We start from the raw sequence: 15,737 nt of genomic DNA, 5'->3' as shown, positions 1-15,737 counted from the left end.
AAATTGAGCAAATTGGACTTATCATGGTGCGAAATACTCAACACTAACGCATTGAGTCCAACGCAACAGTGAGGGAATGCGTCATGGAAAACCACATGGGAAACGCAATTGCTGCGAATTTGGCACAGATCCAGGCGCAGGCAGCAAACCTCCACACCATCCTGCCGCAGGCCGCCTACGACGGCCCCGAGCCGGCGTCGGCCCAGGGCGGCTTTGCCCAGCGCATGCGCGATGCCGTGGACAGCGTGAACGCGCAGGACCACGCCGCCGGCCAGCAGATGGCCGCCGTGGACAGCGGCCAGAGCGACGACCTGGTCGGCGCCATGCTGTCCAGCCAGCAGGCGAGCCTGTCGTTCTCCATGCTCATGCAGGTGCGCAACAAGGTCGTGACCGCGGTCGAGGACCTGGTCAAGCTGCCGATCTGAACCCCGGGACGACCACGTGATCGCCACCCTGAAGGCCGGAGTCCAGAACCTGCGCAGCGCCGGCATGCCGGCGCTGCCTGCGGGGCTGTCCCGCTCGCTCGTGCCCATCCTGCTGCTGGCCGTCGGCCTGACCGCCGTGGTGATGATGCTGCTGTGGCGCGACGAGGCCGGCTACAAGCCCGTGTTCGGCGCGCGCGAGCGCATCGCCGCCTCCGACATGATGGCCGTGCTCGATGCCGAGGGCGTGCCCTACCGCCTGCACCCCGACAGCGGCCAGGTGCTCGTGCCGGGCAGCCAGCTCGGCCGCGTGCGCATGCTGCTGGCGGCTAAGGGCGTCACCGCCCAGCTGCCGGCCGGGCTGGAACTGATGGACAAGAGCGACCCGCTCGGTGTCAGCCAGTTCGTGCAGGACGTGCGCTTTCGCCGCGGCCTGGAGGGCGAACTGTCGCAGAGCATCCGCACGCTGGACGCGGTGGAATCGGCCCGCGTGCACCTGTCGATCCCGCGCTCGACCTCGTTCGTGCTGGGCGACGGCGAGAAGGCCTCGGCCTCGGTGGTGCTGGCGCTGAAGGCCGGCCGCAAGCTGGCGCCCGAGCAGATTGCCGCCATCGTCAACATGGTGGCCGGCAGCGTCTCCAGCCTGGACGTGCAGCGCGTGAGCCTGGTCGACCAGGCCGGCAACCTGCTGTCCTCGCGCGTGGACCTGAGCCAGGGCTTCGACGCGGTGGGCGGAGGCGATGCCGCGCGCCGCCACCAGGAGGCCACGCTGGCCAACGTGCGCGAGCTGCTGGCGCCCGTGGTCGGCGTGGACAACTTCAAGGCCAGCGTGACGGCCGAGGTCAGCGAAGACCGCATCGACGAGACCGTGGAGAAGCTCGGCGAGACGCCGCGCATCACCTCCGAGGCGGTGCGCGACGAGCAGGACCGTTCGCAGTCCGCACTCGGCGTGCCGGGCTCGCTGTCGAACCGCCCGCCCCCGCCCGCCAACCCGAATGCGCAGGCGCAGGGCAACGCCCAGAACGCCGGCAACGACGCCACCGCGCGCCGCAACGCCACCACGCGCCAGTACGCCTACGACCGCCAGATCCGCCAGATCCGCCACGCGCGCGGCCAGCTGGCGCGCCTGAACGTGGCGGTGGTGCTGAACAACGCCGCCGCGCCCGGCGGCAACGGCTGGGCCGCCGAAGACCTCACGCGCATCGAGGGCGTGCTGCGCAACGGCCTTGGCATCAACGCCGAGCGCGGCGACAAGCTCGCCGTCTCGGCGCTGGCCTTCACCGCGCCACCCGAGATGGCGCCGTGGTGGAAGCAGCCCGACCGCATCTACGAATACGCCACGCCCGTGCTGTGGCTGCTGGGCGCCGTGCTCGCCTACTTCCTGCTCGCGCGCCCGCTGCTGCGCAGCGTGCAGCAGCACCTGGCGCCGCAGCCGGCCACGCCGCGCCGGCGCAGCGAGGACGCCGACACGCCGCCCCTGGCGGCGCTGGCCGGCCCGCAGCCCGCCCCCGCCGCCGTGGCGGCGCTGCCGCCGGCCGCGGGCGCCCAGATCCCGGTGGTGCCGCTGCTGGAGGACTACGACCTGCCGCCGCCCGGCTCGCCCGTGGACGTGATGGTCAACCACCTGCGCGTGCTGGCCGCCAAGGAGCCCGAACGCGTCGCCGAAGTCGTCAAACAGTGGGTGCAAAAGCATGGCCGAGCCGAATGAATCCACTGCGCTGGCCGAAGTGCCGGCGCCTGCCGCCGCCAGCCCCATCGAGCAGGCCGCCATCGTGCTGCTGTGCATGGGCGAGGAGCCGGCCGCGGCCGTGCTGCGCCACCTCTCGCGCGAGGAGCTGCTGGAGGTCACGCAGGTGATGTCGCGCCTGTCGGGCATCAAGGTCGAGGCGGTCAAGCACGCCATGACGCGCTTCTTCGACAACTACCGCGAGCAGAGCGGCGTGCACGGCGCCTCGCGCAGCTACCTCAAGCGCTCGCTCGACCTGGCCCTGGGCACCCAGATCGCCGGCAGCGTGCTCAACAGCATCTATGGCGACGCCATCCGGCCCAAGATGCTGCGCCTGCAGTGGGCCGCGCCCAAGTGGCTGGCCGAGCGCATCGCGCACGAGCACGTGCGCATGCAGGCCGTGTTCCTGTCGTTCCTGCCGCCGCCGCAGGCCGGCAGCGTGATCGAGAACCTGCCCGCACAGGACCGCGACCACCTGTTGATCGCCATGGCCCGGCTGCAGGAGATCGACAGCGAGCTCTTGACCGAACTGGACGAGATCGTCAGCCGCTGCCTGGACGAGATGGGCACGCAGAGCGCCGCCGTCGAGGGCACGCGCCAGGTGGCCGAGATCCTGAACCGCCTGCCGGGCGACAAGCGCCAGATGATCGAGTCGCTGCGCGTGCACGACGCCGAGCTGGTCTCCAAGATCGAGGCCAGCATGTACGACTTCTTCATCCTCTCCAACCAGACCGAGACGGTGCTCAGCCGGCTGCTGGAGGAAGTGCCGCTGGAGCAGTGGGCCATCGCGCTCAAGGGCGCCGAGCCCAGCATCCGCGACGCCATCCTGCAGACCATGCCCAAGCGCCAGGCGCAGAGCTTCCAGGACATCCTGCGCCGCGCCGGCCCGGTGCCGATGTCGCGCGTGGAGCAGACGCGCAAGGAGATCATGGCCCAGGTCAAGGCGCTGGCCGATGCCGGCGAGATCGAGATCCAGCTGTTCGCCGAGGCGACTGTCGAATGACCATGGCCCCCACGCTGCGCAACGCCCGCCCCCACCGCTTCCCGCCCCTGGCGCAGGTGCAGGCCCGCGTGGGCGGGCCCGACGGCGGCGACGCGAGCCAGGCCTTCCAGCAGGCCATGGACCAGGGCTATGCCGAAGGCCTGCGCAGCGGCAAGGAGGCCGGCGAGGCGCTGGGCCACAAGAGCGGCCATGCCGAAGGCCTGCGCCAGGGCGCCGAGCAGGCGCGCCGCGAGATCCTGGACAGCTTCGACGAGAAGGCCGGCCCGGTCGACGCCATCCTGGAGGCGCTTCACAAGCTGCAGGCCGACTACCAGGAAGCGCTGCGCGACGAGGTGGTCGAGCTGGTCGGCAAGGTGGCGCGCCAGGTGATCCGCTGCGAACTCGCGCTGCAGCCGCTGCAGCTGCTGACCATGGTGGACGAGACGCTGGCCACGCTGCCGCGCGTGCGGGCCCGCGAGGTCGAGGTGTTCCTGCACCCCGAAGACCTGCAGCGCATCACCGACCTGGACCCGGAACGCGCGAAGAAGTGGAAGCTCCTGCCCGACACGCGGCTCGAGCCCGGCGAATGCCATGTGCGCGCCGGCCGCCACGAGGCCGATGCCGGCTGCCGCCAGCGCCAGGCCGCCGTGATGGAGCAGGTGCGCACCCAGCTCAAGGGCAAGGGCCGGCCCGGCGCCGCGCCCGACCTGGGCGAGGACGAAGACGAACTGCCGGCCGCGCCGGCCCTGCAGGTGGTGCGATGACCCTGCGTGCCGCCCTGCGCGATGTCGAGCTCGGCCAGGTGCCCGTGGCGCGGCCCACCGGCCGGCTGGTCGGCGCCTCCGGCCTGCTGCTGGAAAGCGCGGGCTGCACGCTGCACACCGGCCAGCGCTGCCGCGTCGAGACGGCGGCCGGCGAATGGGTGGAGGCCCAGGTCGTCGGTTTCCGCGAAGAGATTGCCTACCTGATGCCGTTCCGCGCGATCGAGGGCCTGGCCACCGGCGCGCGCGTGCTGCCGCTGGCCGAGCGCCGCCAGCCGCTGATCGGCCCGGGCTGGCTGGGCCGCATCGTCGACGGGCTGGGCGAGCCCATGGACGGCCGCGGCCCGCTGTCAGGCGAACACCCGCTGGCTGCCCAGCCGCCGCGCGTGCACCCGCTGCGCAAGCAACCCGTGCACGAGCCGCTGGACGTGGGCGTGCGCGCCATCAACGGCCTGCTCACGCTGGGCAAGGGCCAGCGCGTGGGCCTGATGGCCGGCAGCGGCGTGGGCAAGAGCGTGCTGCTGGGCCTGATCACGCGCCAGACCGTGGCCGACGTGGTGGTGGTGGGCCTGATCGGCGAGCGCGGCCGCGAGGTGCGCGAGTTCATCGAGCGCTCGCTCGGCCCGGCCGGGCTGGCGCGCGCCGTGCTCGTGGTGGCGCCGGCCGACGAATCGCCGCTGATGCGCCTGCGCGCCACCGAGCTGGCGCACGCCGTGGCCGCCCACTACCGCGACCAGGGCCAGCATGTGCTGCTGCTCGTCGATTCGCTGACCCGCTACGCCATGGCCAAGCGCGAGGTGGCGCTGGCCCTGGGCGAGCCGCCGGCCACGCGCGGCTACCCGCCCTCGGTGTTCAGCCAGCTGCCGCAGCTGGTGGAAAGCGCCGGCAACGGCGAGCTGGCCGAGGGCAGCATGAGCGCCATCTACACCGTGCTGGCCGAGGGCGACGACCAGCAGGACCCGGTGGTCGACACCGCGCGCGCCGTGCTGGACGGCCACATCGTGCTGTCGCGCGCGCTGGCCGAGCGCGGCCACTACCCCGCCATCGACATCGGCGCGTCCATCAGCCGCTGCATGTCGCTGGTCGCCAGCCCCGCCCAGCAGCGAGCGGCGCTGCAGGTCAAGGAACTGCTGGGCCGCTACGCCCAGGTGCGCGAGTTGCTGCCGCTGGGCGCCTACGTGGCCGGCGCCGACCCGGCGACCGACCGGGCCGTGGCCGCCTTCCCGCGCATGGAAGCCTTCCTGCAGCAGGGCACGCACGACGCCGCGCCCATGGCGGCCACGCTGGCGCAACTGGAAGGCCTCGTCCAATGAACCCGCACCACCCTGCCCCGTCCCTGGGCCGCCTGGCCGAACTGCGCGAGCGCGAGGTCGAGCGCCGCCAGACCGAGCTGGCGCAGCAGCTGGCCGACGCCGAACGGCGCCGCCGCAACCAGGAGCGGCTGGACGGCCTGTGGCGCACCAGCACCACCAGCGGCCTGCTGCCCCTGGCCTCGCTGAACTGCGCCAACTACAAGCAGAACGTGATGGAGCTGGCCGAACGCCACCGCGGCGACCTGTCGCGCCAGGAGCAGGCCGTCGACCGCGCCCGGCTGGCGCTGCTGGCCGCCACGCGCCGCCACGGCGCCATCGACCAGGTGCTGGTGCAGCGGCTGCAGGAACACGCGCGTGCCCAGCGCAGCGCCGAGCAGAAGCGCCAGGACGAGATCGCCCGGCAGAGCTGGCAGCGGAGGGCGCCATGAGCCTCGCCCCCGCACTTCATGGCCGGCCGGCAACGGTCGCCTTCTCCTCGGGTAACCCCCGCATAGGAGTTTGAGATGGCCGAAATCGACCCAACATCCATGGCCACCCAGCTGGCCAACCTGTACGTCGCCAGCGCCCAGAAGCAGCTGACCACGCAGAGCCAGAAGGCCCAGAGCACGTCGACCGCGCTGACCAAGCTGCAGTCGGCGCTCGGCGCGTTCGACACCGCCGTCAGCGGCCTGACCACGCGCAGCGCCGGCGTGGTGCAGCGCAGCGCCACGCTCAGCGGCGCTGGCACGGCCATCACCGCCGCCAGCGCCAGCGGCGCGGCCGCCGCGGCCACGCACCAGGTCTTCGTCGAGAAGGTCGCGACCGTGCACCAGGTCGCCTTCGAAGACCTGCCGGCGGTGCCGGTCTCGCTGGGCGGCCCGCTGGTGGTGCAGCTGGGCGACGGCAGCAGCTTCTCGGTCGATCTCACGGCGGCCGACCAGAACAGCGACGGCACCATCTCGCAGGCCGAGATCGCGCGCGCCATCAACCTGGCCGAGCACAACGCCGGCAAGGCCGTGGCCAGCACCGTCACCAGCGGCGGCCAGACGCACCTGGTGCTCAGCGCCGGTGCCAGCGGCGCGGACGGCGCGATCGCGCTGGACGCCAGCGCCCTGCCCGACAGCGCGCTGAAGACGGCACTGGGCAACGGCCGCGAACTGGTGGCGGCGCAGGACGCCGTGGTGTGGCTCGGCGCGCAGGGCACCGGCATCCGGGTGCAGCAGGCTTCCAACACCTTCACGGCCATCGAGGGCCTGACGCTCACGCTGGCCCAGCCCATGGCCAGCGGCAGCGCGCCGGCCACCGTGGCGGTGGCCAACGACAACACCGCCACCACCGCCAGGCTGCAGGGTTTCGTGACCGCCTTCAACGCGCTGGAGAAGGCACTGGACGAGCTCACCGCCTACGGCAAGGACGGCAGCGCCTCGGCCGCGTTCGCCTCCGATGCCGGCGTGCGCAACCTGCGCAACCGCCTGAACAACGCCCTGCGCATGGAGGTGGACGGCGTGCGGCTGGCGGACTTCGGCATCAAGAGCAGCCGCGACGGCAGCATCTCGCTGGACACCGCCAAGCTCGACAAGGCCCTGGCCGCCAACCCCGACAAGCTCGACGCGCTGTTCGGCAACACCGGCCTGACCACCTCCTCCGGCGTGCTGGGCGCACTGCAGTCGGTGGCCGACAGCTGGACCGACAGCACCACCGGCCAGATCAAGCGCCGCCAGGACAGCGTGCAGGTCACGCAGAAACGCATCACGCAGGGCCAGGACCGCCTGGAGCTGCAGTACGAGAACGCCTACCAGCGCTACCTGGCCCAGTTCACGCAGCTGCAGAACCTGCAGTCGCAGATGAGCGAGACCTCCAGCCTGTTCAGCGCGCTCTCGACCACCACCTGATACCGACGGGACCCACGCCTTGGACCACGACGCCTACCACCACTACCACGCCGTGAACCTGCACGCGCAGACGGCCAATGCCTCGCCGGTCCAGCTGGTGCTGATCCTGCTGGACGGGCTGCTCGAGGAGCTGGCGCGCACGCGCGCCCACATCGCCGCGCGCCGTTTCACCGAGAAGGCCCGGAGCCTGGACAAGTGCGTGGACATCCTGAACGGCCTGTCCAGCGCGCTGGACGCCGAGCGGGGCGGCGAGGTCGTCGACAACCTGGCGCGGCTGTACGACTACTGCAGCTGGCGGCTCTACCGCGCGGGCGGCGACCTCGATCCGGCCATGGTCGACGAGGTCGCCGGCCTGCTGCGCACGCTGCGCGGCGGCTGGCAGGACGTGCAGGCGCAGGACCTGCGCCGCAGCGGCAACGCCGTGGGGGCCGCCCATGTCTAGGCAGCAGCAGCTCGCCCAGCTGGCGGCCCAGGTGCTGGGCGCGGCCCGCGCGCAGGACTGGCAGGCCGTGCAGCAGGCCGACCGCGAACTCGCGCGCGATCTGCCGCGGCTGGCCGCGCAAGGCCCCTGGACCGGCGCCGAGCTCGAGGCGCTGGAGCGGCTCGGCACGGCCCATGCCATGGCGCGCGGCCTGTGCCGCGACGCCAGCGAGGCGCTGGAGCAGCACATCGCCCAGATGCGCGAGGGCCGCGACGGCTGGCTCGCCTACGCGCTGCAGGACAACGCATCCTCCTTCGGGGCCCGCCCATGAACGCCCTGCCCCTGCAAGCCCTGTTGCCGCAGCAAGGCGCCGCGGCCGGCACCGCCCTGCCGCCAGCGCTGCTGGCCGTGCTGGCGCCCATGGCCGGCGCAGCGCCGCTGGCGGCCCCGCCCGCCAGCTTCGACCGCACGCTGCAGCTGCTGCTGGACGGCGCCGCGGCGCTGCCGACGCCGGGCAGCGCCACGCCCGCGCTGGCACCCGCCGCGCCCGCACAGGAAGACGCCGACACCGACACCGCGCTGCAGTTCGATCCCGCGCTGGCCAGCCTGCAGCCGCCGCCCGCCATCGCCGTACCGCTGCCGGCCAGCGCCGGCGCGCTGGCCGAGGCACCGCTGCGCCCGGCCCCCGCCGCCGCCGCGGTGGCCGTGCAGGCCGCCACCGGCGCGGCCCCGGCACTGCCCGCCACCGCGACGGCCACGGCCGGCGCCCCCAAGTCGGCAGCGCCCGCCCCCGTGCCCGCGCTGCCGGCGGCAGCCCCCCAGGCCGCGCCGGCCGACACCGCCGCCGCGGCGCTGCCGCAGGACCGCAGCAACCTCACCGCCGGCCTGGCGCCGGCACCCGCCGCCACGCGCGACGACACCGTGCAGGCGAGCAGCGCCGAGGCCGCGCCGCAGGGCCGCGCGCCCTCGCTGCTGCAGCAGCTGGGCGAGCGCATTGCCGTGCAGATCGAACGCGGCAGCGAGCGCGTGGTGATCCGGCTGGACCCGCCGCACCGCGGCCAGATCGAGATCCACATCCGCCAGGACGCCAGCGGCGCCACCCAGGTGCAGCTCAGCGCCAGCCACGGCGACGTGGTGCGCCAGCTGCAGGCCATCGGCGACGGCCTGCGCCAGGAACTCGCGCAGCGCCACGGCTGCGATGTCAGCGTGCAGGTCGCGCAGCAGCAGGCCCGCGGCGACGCCGACGGCCGCCAGCGCCAGGGCGAGCAGCGCCAGCAGCAGCCCGGCCGCGCGCTCGATGAACAGCCCGAAGCCGGCCAACGCTTCGCACTCGCGGCGGACCGCCCATGACCCGAGGCAAGCTCATCGCCATCATCGCCGGCGCCGTGCTGCTGACCGCGGGGGCCGCCGGTGGCGGCTTCTGGTGGTGGCAGCGCGGGCACAGCACCGAGGCCAAGGCCCCGCCGCCACCCAAGCCGTCGACCTTCCGCTACGTCTCGATGGACAAGGTCATCGTGATGCTGCGCAGCCAGTCGGGCGACCCGCTGGCGCACTACATGGCCGTGGACGTGGTGTTCAAGGCCGAGGACGCGGTCAAGGAAAAGGCCGTCAAGGACCAGCTGCCGCTGCTGCGCAGCGTGACCGTGAAGGCGCTCTCGGAGTTCACGCTGGACAAGGCCGGCGCGCTCACCATCGAGCAGCTGACCAGCGAGGTCAACACCGCCTACAAGGCGCGCTACAGCGCCGACAGCATCGAGCAACCCTTCGCCGAGGCCCTGATCAGCAAGCTGATCATCGAGTGAAGCCATGGACCTGCGCGACGGATACGCCGAACTCAAGGGGGCCGCAGACCGCGGCGCAGCCGCGCTCGAGCAGAAACAGCTGCTCGAGTGGCTGCCGCTGGTCAAGCGCATCACGCGCCAGCTGTCCTCGCAGATCGGCGGCGCCATCGACCGCGAGGACATGGAGCAGATCGGCCTGATGGGCCTGCTGGAGGCGCTGCGCCGCTACGGCGAGCCGGACGCCAAGTTCGCCGCCTTCGCCGCGCTGCGCGTGCGCGGAAGCATCCTGGACGAACTGCGCCGCCAGGACTGGCGCCCGCGCAGCGTGCGCCAGGACAGCCACAGGCTGCGCGACGCCGAACGCGCGCTCACGCGCAGGCTGGGCCATGCGCCCAGCGAGGCCGAGCTGCAGTCCGAGCTGCAGATCAGTGCCGACGAACTGCAGGAACACCGGCTGGCCGAGAACGCCGAGCTCTTGGTCAGCTTCGACGAGATCGTCGAGGAGCTGCACCGCCTGCCCTCGCAGGGCCAGTCGCCCGAGGCCGCGCTGATGACCCGGCGCAGCATCGAGCAGGCGCTCGCGGTGCTGGACGCGCGCGAGCAGCGCGTGGTGCAGCTGTACTACGAGTTCGACCTGAGCCTCAAGGAAATCGCCGCGGTGCTGGGCCTGACCGATGCCCGCGTGTGCCAGATCAACAAGGGCGCGCTGCGCAAGATGAAGGACTTCCTCAAGGAAGCCTGACAGAGACCACCACCATGCAATTCTTCGTCGGCCTGCTCATCATCGCGGTCACCGTGTTCGGGGGCTACATGTTCCACGGCGGCCAGATGGGCGCCATCTGGCAACCGGTGGAGATCGTCATCATCTGCGGCGCCGGTGCCGGCGCGCTCGTGATCGGCAACCCCAAGCACGTGCTCAGCGAACTGTGGCTGCAGGTCAAGCACAGCCTCGGAAAGCGGCGCGACGGCAACGAGTTCCACCGCCAGCTGCTGCTCCTGATGTACGAGCTGCTGCAGACCGCCGCCGGCGGCCTGAAGGCGCTGGACGCGCACGTCGAGGCGCCGCAGGAAAGCGAGATGTTCAAGCGCTACCCGCTGGTGCTGGCCGACCCCAAGCTGCTGGCCTTCATCGTCGACAACTTCCGCCTGATGGCGATGGGCAAGATCAACGCGCATGAACTGGAAGGCGTGCTCGACCACGAGATCGAGGCCATCCACGAGGAACTGAGCCAGCCCGGCAAGTCGCTGCAGAAGATCGCCGAGGCCATGCCCGGCTTCGGCATCGTGGCCGCCGTGCTGGGCATCGTGATGACCATGAACGCGATCGGCGAGGGCGCCGGCTCGGCCGAGGTCGCCTCGCGCGTGGGCGCGGCGATGGTCGGCACCTTCATCGGCATCTTCATGTGCTACTGCCTGCTCGACCCGATGTGCAACATGATGAAGCAGCTGGTGGCCGAGGAGCAGTCCATGCTGGAGATCGTCAAGGTCGTCATCGTCACGCACGTGGCCGGCAAGCCGCCGCTTTTGGCCATCGACGCGGGCCGGCGCCTGGTGCAGCTCAACACCAAGCCCAGCTTCGCCAAGCTGGAGGGCTGGATCAATGCGCTGGCCGGCGGCGGCGAACCCGAGCCGGCGCGGCGCGCTGGCGACAGAGCCTGACATGAACACCGCCGCCAAGGCCGACAAGGGCCATGCCACCATCATCAAGAAGGTGTCCAAGAAGGGGCACGACGAGGCCCATGGCGGCGCCTGGAAGGTGGCGTTCGCCGATTTCGTGCTGGCGCTGATGTGCCTGTTCCTGGTGCTGTGGATCCTGGCCGCGCGCAGTTCCGAGGAAGCCGTGGCCGACCTGCGCCGCACCCAGGGCGGCAAGCTGTTCGAGGACGGCGGCAGCATGATCTCCAAGCTCGACCAGCAGCGCGGCAGCATGATCCCGCGCGAGCCGGTGCCGGCGCAGAGCGACACGTTGCAGCCGCGCCGCGCCTACGCCAACGGCGACACCAGCAAGCCCGGGCAGCCGAACAAGACCCAGCCCGACCAGCCGCCCGCGCGCCGTTACGAAAGTGCCGCCGACCTGCGCGAGCTGGCCGTGATGATCACGCGCATGGCCGAAGACACCGGCCTGGCAAGCAACCTGCAGAACATCATCACGCCCTACGGCCTGCGCGTGCTGCTGCACGACACCGACCGCTTCGGCATGTTCGAGCGCGGCAATGCCTACCCGACCGAGCGGTTCCGCAAGCTGCTGCGCCAGCTCGGCCCGGTGTTCGCGCAGGCCGAGAACCAGGTGCTGATCGTGGGCCACACCGATTCTACGCCGTTCGCGGGCGTGGAGACCTACCCCGGCGCGGTGTCGAACTGGTCGCTGGCCAACAACCGCGCCATGGCCGCGCGCTTCCAGATGATGGCCGGCGGCATGCCCGGCACCAGCGTGCTGCAGGTGGTGGGCATGGCCGACCGCGCGCCGCTGGACCTCAGCCGCTCCGACGCCGACGTGAACCGCCGCATCGAACTGCTGGTGCTGACCAGCGAGCACGCCCAGGCCATCCGCGCCATGTTCGGCCCGCCCGCGAGCAGCGCGCAGTTCGTGCCGGGCGCCGACGCCGTGCTTCCCGAACGCAGCGCGCTGCAGGCGCTGCGCGACCGCCTGGTGGCACGCTGAGGGCCGCCATGGACACCAGAACAAGAGGATTGCGCATGAAGATCACCAGCACCGGCACCCCTGCCACCCCGCCCGCGGCGGCCGCCGCGCCCTCTGCCGCGGCGGCCGCACCGGCCGCCGGCACCGCCAGCAGCGGCGCTTCGGCTGCCGGCGCGCTGCTCGCCAGCGCGCGCGCGCAGCTGCAGCAGATGCCCGAGGTCGATGCCGCCCGCGTGGCCGAGATCCGCGCCGCGCTGGAGCGGGGCGAGATCGGCTTCGACGCCGGCAAGCTGGCCCGGCTCATCGAGCGCTACCACGGGAGCCACGGATGAGCCTGCCCGGTGCCGCCACCGACACCCGTCCCGCGCATTCCGGCGCGGCGCCTGCCATGCCGCGCGCGGCCATGGAGCGGTTGCTGCGCGACGTGCAGGCCGACCTGGCCGACTACGCCGGACTGAACGACCTGCTGGACGCGCAATTCGCCGGCGCGCTGCGCCACGACGCGCAGGCGATGGAGTCGCTGGCCGGGCGCATCGTGGCCGTGGTGGACCAGCTCGACGCGCGGCGCCAGTTCCGCGTCGGCCTGCTCGCGCGTCTCACCGGTGGCGCCACGCCCAGCGTGCCGGCCCTGGTGGCGCAGTGGCCCGCCGCGCGGCGCGCGGCCGTGCAGGCACTGTGGGACCGGCTGGAGCAGGCCGTGCAGGACTGCAAGGCCCGCAACCTGCGCAACGCCCGCCTGCTGACCGAACAGAACGCACTGCTCGCGCGCGTGCTGCACGGCCCGGAGGACACGCTGTATGCGGACGCCTGAATCCACCTTCCCGCGGGCACTCGGCCCGTCGGCGCCCACGCTGCCGCTGGCCGCCAGCGGCAGTGCGGCGCAGGCCAAAAGCTTCGCCAATGCCATGCGCAGCGCCCAGGCCGAGATCACCGACCTGGTGCGCAACGGCTGGGGCCAGGGCGATCTGCCTGCGCTGGGCACCGAGGGCCTGCTGCGCCGCGCGGCCGCGCTGCAGGCGGCCGCCGTGGACGGCGCGCCGGGCGATGCGCTGCCGCTGCCGACCCCGGCACTGGCCCGCACCGCCAGCCGGGCCGGCACGGGGATCGGCACCGGCACCGCCGCGCTGGCGCCCGGCCAGGCCGTGCCCGCCGCGGCGCAGCGCGATTTCCTGCAGGCCATCACACCGTGGGCGCGCGAGGCCGGTGCAGCGCTGGGCGTGGCGCCCGAGCTCGTGGCCGCGCACGCCGCGCTGGAATCAGGCTGGGGCCGGCGCCCGCTGCGTGGCGCCGACGGCGGCGACAGCCACAACCTGTTCGGCATCAAGGCCAGCGGCAACTGGCGCGGCGCCAGCGTGCAGGCGCTGACCACCGAGTACGAAGACGGCGCAGCGCAGAAGACCACCGAGGCCTTCCGCGCCTACCCCGACCATGCCAGCGCCTTCCGCGACTACGCCCAGCTGCTGCAAGGCAGCCCGCGCTACCAGGAAGCGCTGAACACCGGCAGCGACGCCGCGGCCTTCGCCCAGGGCCTGGCGCGCGGCGGCTATGCCACCGACCCGGACTACGCGGCGAAGCTGGCGCGCGTGGTGCGCCAGGTGCAGGCCCGCGGCGCGGCCGAATGAACCCGCCGCATCAGGAACCGCCCATGCTCTCCGGCTCGACCAGACCTTCCTGCAGCACCCTGGCACGGATCACCTTGCCGGTGGTGGTGTTGCGCACGCGCACGACCTGGCGTGGCCGTCCGTTCTCCAGCGCCTCGCCGGCCGCGCTGACCTCGACACCGCCGTTGCGCGCGCGGATGGTGACGCTGTCGCCGCGCTTGACCAGCACCGGCGCCGACAGCCAGCGCGCATGCAGCGCCTGCCCGGTGCGGAGCACGCGGTTGCTGGACTGCGCGATGGCGTCCTCCGGCAGCGTGACGGCACCGGCCAGGTCGGTCAGCCTGCGCCGCTCGACGGCCAGGTCCTCGGCCTGCAGCGCGCGGTTGGCCGGCACGTCGCGCGCGGCCACCACGACCAGCGCCGAGACCGCGGCGCGCACGGTCCACTCGCGCTGCCAGCCGTCGGTGCCGGGACAGACCACGGCGAAGCGCATGCGCGCGGCCGAGCGGGTTTCCAGCGCGTCCACCGTGAGCGCCTCGGCGCACGGCGGCAGGGGCTGGGGCAGCTGTGCCACGGCCTTGACCTCGAACACGGGCTCGGCCAGGCCGCGGGCATCGGCCTGCCCGGCCAGCCAGTCGCGCGCGGCCCGCTCGACCATGTCTTCGACACGCGCCGGCACCGTGGCCAGCGCCACCAGCGGCACGGCCACGGCCAAGACGCACGACCAGAACGACCGACGAAAGGGAATGTGATGGGACTTCAATTCGACAAGGCCCTGGGCCTGCATGCGGACGCCTTGCGGCTACGCGCGGATCGTACCAAGGTCCTCGCGTCCAACCTGGCCAACGAAAGTACGCCGGGCTACCAGGCGCGCGATGTCGACTTCGCGCAGGCGCTGCGCCGCGCCGGCGGCGACGATCCGTTCGCGGTGCTGGACAGCGGCGCGCCGGACCTGATGTACCGGCTGCCGCAGCACGCATCGCAGGACGGCAACACGGTGGAGCTCGGCGTCGAGCAGGCCGCGTTCTCGCAGAACGCGGCCGATTTCGCGACCAGCCTGCGCTTCGTGGACATGAAGCTCAAGGGCCTGGCCAAGGCCATTTCAGGACAGTGAGGCAGCCATGAGTTTCCGCGCCATCGCCCAGATCGCCGGCTCCGCCATGTCGGCGCAGACCGTGCGGCTGAACACCATCTCCAGCAACCTGGCCAACGCGCAGAGCGCCGCCGGCACCGAGACCGACGGCTACCGCGCGCGCAAGCCGGTGTTCGCGGCCATCGCCCAGCCAGGCCAGGGCACCCAGTCGGCCGGCAGCCGCGTGCAGGTGCTGGACGTGGTGCAGAGCCCCGAGCCGCTGCGCCGCGTGCACGAGCCCGGCCACCCGCTGGCCAACGCCGAGGGCAACGTCTTCTATTCCAACGTCAACTCGGTGGCCGAGATGACCGACATGCTGTCGGCCTCGCGCGCCTTCGAGACCAATGTCGAGGTGCTGGGCCGCGTCAAGTCGATGCAGGCCTCCTTGCTGCGCCTCGGAGAAAGCTGAACCCCATGGCCACCACCGTCACCCACCAGACCACCAGCGGCGCATCGGCGAGCGCCGGCCTGCCCGGCATCGCCTCCGCGCTGGGCGGCGACATCTCCGACCTGTTCGTCAAGCTGCTGGTCGCGCAGATCAAGAACCAGAACCCGCTGGAGCCGACCGACCCGGCAGCCTTCGTGGGCCAGCTCTCGCAGCTGAGCCAGGTCGAGGCGCTGCGCCTCCTGGCCGACCAGGGCACGGCCAGCGCCAGCGCCATGGCCAGCATGCAGGTGATCACGCTCGGATCGCAGGTCGGCACCGATGTCACGGTACAGACCGGCCAGGTGCAGCTGGACACCGAACCCGTGCAGGTTGACTTCACGCTCTCCAGCCCCAGCACCAAGACCACGCTGGTGCTGACCGGCTCGGGCGGCGTCAAGCACCGCATCGAGCTGGGCACCAAGCCGATCGGCACCGTCTCCACTGCCGTCGATCCGGCCGCGCTGGGCCTGGCGCCCGGCAGCTACACGCTGGGCGTGGAGACCAGCACCCAGGAGGCGCCGACCACCAGCGTCACCGGCCTGCTGGGCAACGTGCAGATCGGCAGCAACGGCGCCGCCATGGTGCTGGTCGCCGGTGTCGGCCAGGTTCCCGCCTCGTCCCTCGTCGGCTTCCACGGCCGCCCCACCACCGTCAACTGA

At 72.3% G+C, this 15,737-nt stretch carries 21 protein-coding genes; 20 read left to right on the top strand and 1 reads right to left on the bottom strand.

Features of this window, described 5'->3' with window-relative positions:
• The first annotated feature begins 95 nt into the window (after window positions 1-95).
• From ASF44_RS25135 to flgJ, 17 genes are all read left to right on the top strand, one after another.
• Window positions 96-425 carry a flagellar hook-basal body complex protein FliE gene (locus ASF44_RS25135; RefSeq protein WP_235579350.1) on the top strand — a complete coding sequence of 110 codons (330 nt, stop codon included), beginning with the start codon at window positions 96-98 and terminating at the stop codon, window positions 423-425.
• Between the two features lie 16 nt (window positions 426-441).
• Window positions 442-2,130: a flagellar basal-body MS-ring/collar protein FliF gene (gene fliF / locus ASF44_RS25130; protein WP_056901981.1), complete on the top strand. Its 1,689-nt coding sequence runs from the start codon at window positions 442-444 to the stop codon at window positions 2,128-2,130.
• On the top strand, window positions 2,114-3,151 hold the full coding sequence (locus ASF44_RS25125) for a FliG C-terminal domain-containing protein (RefSeq protein ID WP_056901980.1): 1,038 nt from the start codon (window positions 2,114-2,116) through the stop codon (window positions 3,149-3,151). The genes fliF and ASF44_RS25125 overlap by 17 nt, the downstream gene beginning before the upstream one ends.
• On the top strand, window positions 3,148-3,894 hold the full coding sequence (gene fliH / locus ASF44_RS25120) for a flagellar assembly protein FliH (RefSeq protein ID WP_235579349.1): 747 nt from the start codon (window positions 3,148-3,150) through the stop codon (window positions 3,892-3,894). Before ASF44_RS25125 ends, fliH begins: the two co-directional genes overlap by 4 nt.
• The gene (fliI, locus tag ASF44_RS25115) at window positions 3,891-5,204 is read left to right on the top strand and encodes a flagellar protein export ATPase FliI (RefSeq protein ID WP_056901978.1); all 1,314 of its coding nucleotides are present in this window, start codon (window positions 3,891-3,893) and stop codon (window positions 5,202-5,204) included. The genes fliH and fliI overlap by 4 nt, the downstream gene beginning before the upstream one ends.
• Complete coding sequence (locus ASF44_RS25110; RefSeq protein ID WP_056901977.1) at window positions 5,201-5,632, top strand: flagellar FliJ family protein; 432 nt, start codon at window positions 5,201-5,203, stop codon at window positions 5,630-5,632. The genes fliI and ASF44_RS25110 overlap by 4 nt, the downstream gene beginning before the upstream one ends.
• A 75-nt stretch (window positions 5,633-5,707) precedes the next feature.
• Window positions 5,708-7,075 carry a flagellar filament capping protein FliD gene (fliD, locus tag ASF44_RS25105; protein WP_056901976.1) on the top strand — a complete coding sequence of 456 codons (1,368 nt, stop codon included), beginning with the start codon at window positions 5,708-5,710 and terminating at the stop codon, window positions 7,073-7,075.
• A 19-nt stretch (window positions 7,076-7,094) separates the two neighbouring features.
• Entirely contained in the window at window positions 7,095-7,517 is a 423-nt protein-coding gene (gene fliS, locus ASF44_RS25100; RefSeq protein ID WP_056901975.1) for a flagellar export chaperone FliS, read from the top strand.
• A complete protein-coding gene (locus ASF44_RS25095) occupies window positions 7,510-7,827 on the top strand; it encodes a hypothetical protein (protein ID WP_056901974.1) in 318 nt (105 codons plus the stop codon). The genes fliS and ASF44_RS25095 overlap by 8 nt, the downstream gene beginning before the upstream one ends.
• A complete protein-coding gene (locus tag ASF44_RS25090) occupies window positions 7,824-8,846 on the top strand; it encodes a flagellar hook-length control protein FliK (RefSeq protein WP_056901973.1) in 1,023 nt (340 codons plus the stop codon). The genes ASF44_RS25095 and ASF44_RS25090 overlap by 4 nt, the downstream gene beginning before the upstream one ends.
• A complete protein-coding gene (fliL, locus tag ASF44_RS25085; protein WP_056901972.1) occupies window positions 8,843-9,298 on the top strand; it encodes a flagellar basal body-associated protein FliL in 456 nt (151 codons plus the stop codon). Before ASF44_RS25090 ends, fliL begins: the two co-directional genes overlap by 4 nt.
• Window positions 9,299-9,302: 4 nt before the next feature.
• The gene (locus ASF44_RS25080) at window positions 9,303-10,019 is read left to right on the top strand and encodes a FliA/WhiG family RNA polymerase sigma factor (RefSeq protein ID WP_056901971.1); all 717 of its coding nucleotides are present in this window, start codon (window positions 9,303-9,305) and stop codon (window positions 10,017-10,019) included.
• Between the two features lie 14 nt (window positions 10,020-10,033).
• On the top strand, window positions 10,034-10,936 hold the full coding sequence (gene motA, locus ASF44_RS25075) for a flagellar motor stator protein MotA (protein ID WP_056901970.1): 903 nt from the start codon (window positions 10,034-10,036) through the stop codon (window positions 10,934-10,936).
• 1 nt (window position 10,937) lies between these two features.
• Window positions 10,938-11,939, top strand: a complete 1,002-nt coding sequence (locus ASF44_RS25070) for a flagellar motor protein MotB (protein ID WP_056902054.1) — start codon at window positions 10,938-10,940, stop codon at window positions 11,937-11,939.
• 35 nt (window positions 11,940-11,974) lie between these two features.
• Window positions 11,975-12,250 (top strand): flagellar biosynthesis anti-sigma factor FlgM, encoded by a 276-nt coding sequence (gene flgM / locus ASF44_RS25065; protein ID WP_056901969.1) that lies wholly within the window; start codon window positions 11,975-11,977, stop codon window positions 12,248-12,250.
• Complete coding sequence (gene flgN, locus ASF44_RS25060; RefSeq protein WP_056901968.1) at window positions 12,247-12,729, top strand: flagellar export chaperone FlgN; 483 nt, start codon at window positions 12,247-12,249, stop codon at window positions 12,727-12,729. The genes flgM and flgN overlap by 4 nt, the downstream gene beginning before the upstream one ends.
• Entirely contained in the window at window positions 12,716-13,540 is an 825-nt protein-coding gene (gene flgJ / locus ASF44_RS25055) for a flagellar assembly peptidoglycan hydrolase FlgJ (protein ID WP_056901967.1), read from the top strand. The genes flgN and flgJ overlap by 14 nt, the downstream gene beginning before the upstream one ends.
• Before the next feature lie 10 nt (window positions 13,541-13,550).
• Here the strand turns inward: flgJ and flgA are convergent, their stop codons facing one another.
• Window positions 13,551-14,228, bottom strand: a complete 678-nt coding sequence (gene flgA / locus ASF44_RS25050) for a flagellar basal body P-ring formation chaperone FlgA (protein WP_235579347.1) — start codon at window positions 14,226-14,228, stop codon at window positions 13,551-13,553.
• A 42-nt stretch (window positions 14,229-14,270) separates the two neighbouring features.
• Between flgA and flgB the strand changes: the two genes are divergently transcribed.
• Genes flgB through ASF44_RS25035 form a run of 3 tightly spaced genes read left to right on the top strand, consistent with a single transcriptional unit; the run spans window position 14,271 to window position 15,737 of the window.
• A complete protein-coding gene (gene flgB / locus ASF44_RS25045) occupies window positions 14,271-14,633 on the top strand; it encodes a flagellar basal body rod protein FlgB (protein WP_056901965.1) in 363 nt (120 codons plus the stop codon).
• Between the two features lie 7 nt (window positions 14,634-14,640).
• A complete protein-coding gene (gene flgC / locus ASF44_RS25040) occupies window positions 14,641-15,060 on the top strand; it encodes a flagellar basal body rod protein FlgC (RefSeq protein ID WP_056901964.1) in 420 nt (139 codons plus the stop codon).
• A 5-nt stretch (window positions 15,061-15,065) separates the two neighbouring features.
• Window positions 15,066-15,737 (top strand): flagellar hook capping FlgD N-terminal domain-containing protein, encoded by a 672-nt coding sequence (locus ASF44_RS25035; protein ID WP_056901963.1) that lies wholly within the window; start codon window positions 15,066-15,068, stop codon window positions 15,735-15,737.

The organism is Pseudorhodoferax sp. Leaf274 (genome assembly GCF_001422445.1).
Classification (GTDB): domain Bacteria; phylum Pseudomonadota; class Gammaproteobacteria; order Burkholderiales; family Burkholderiaceae_C; genus Pseudorhodoferax.
This window is presented reverse-complemented; position numbering and strand designations above follow the sequence as displayed.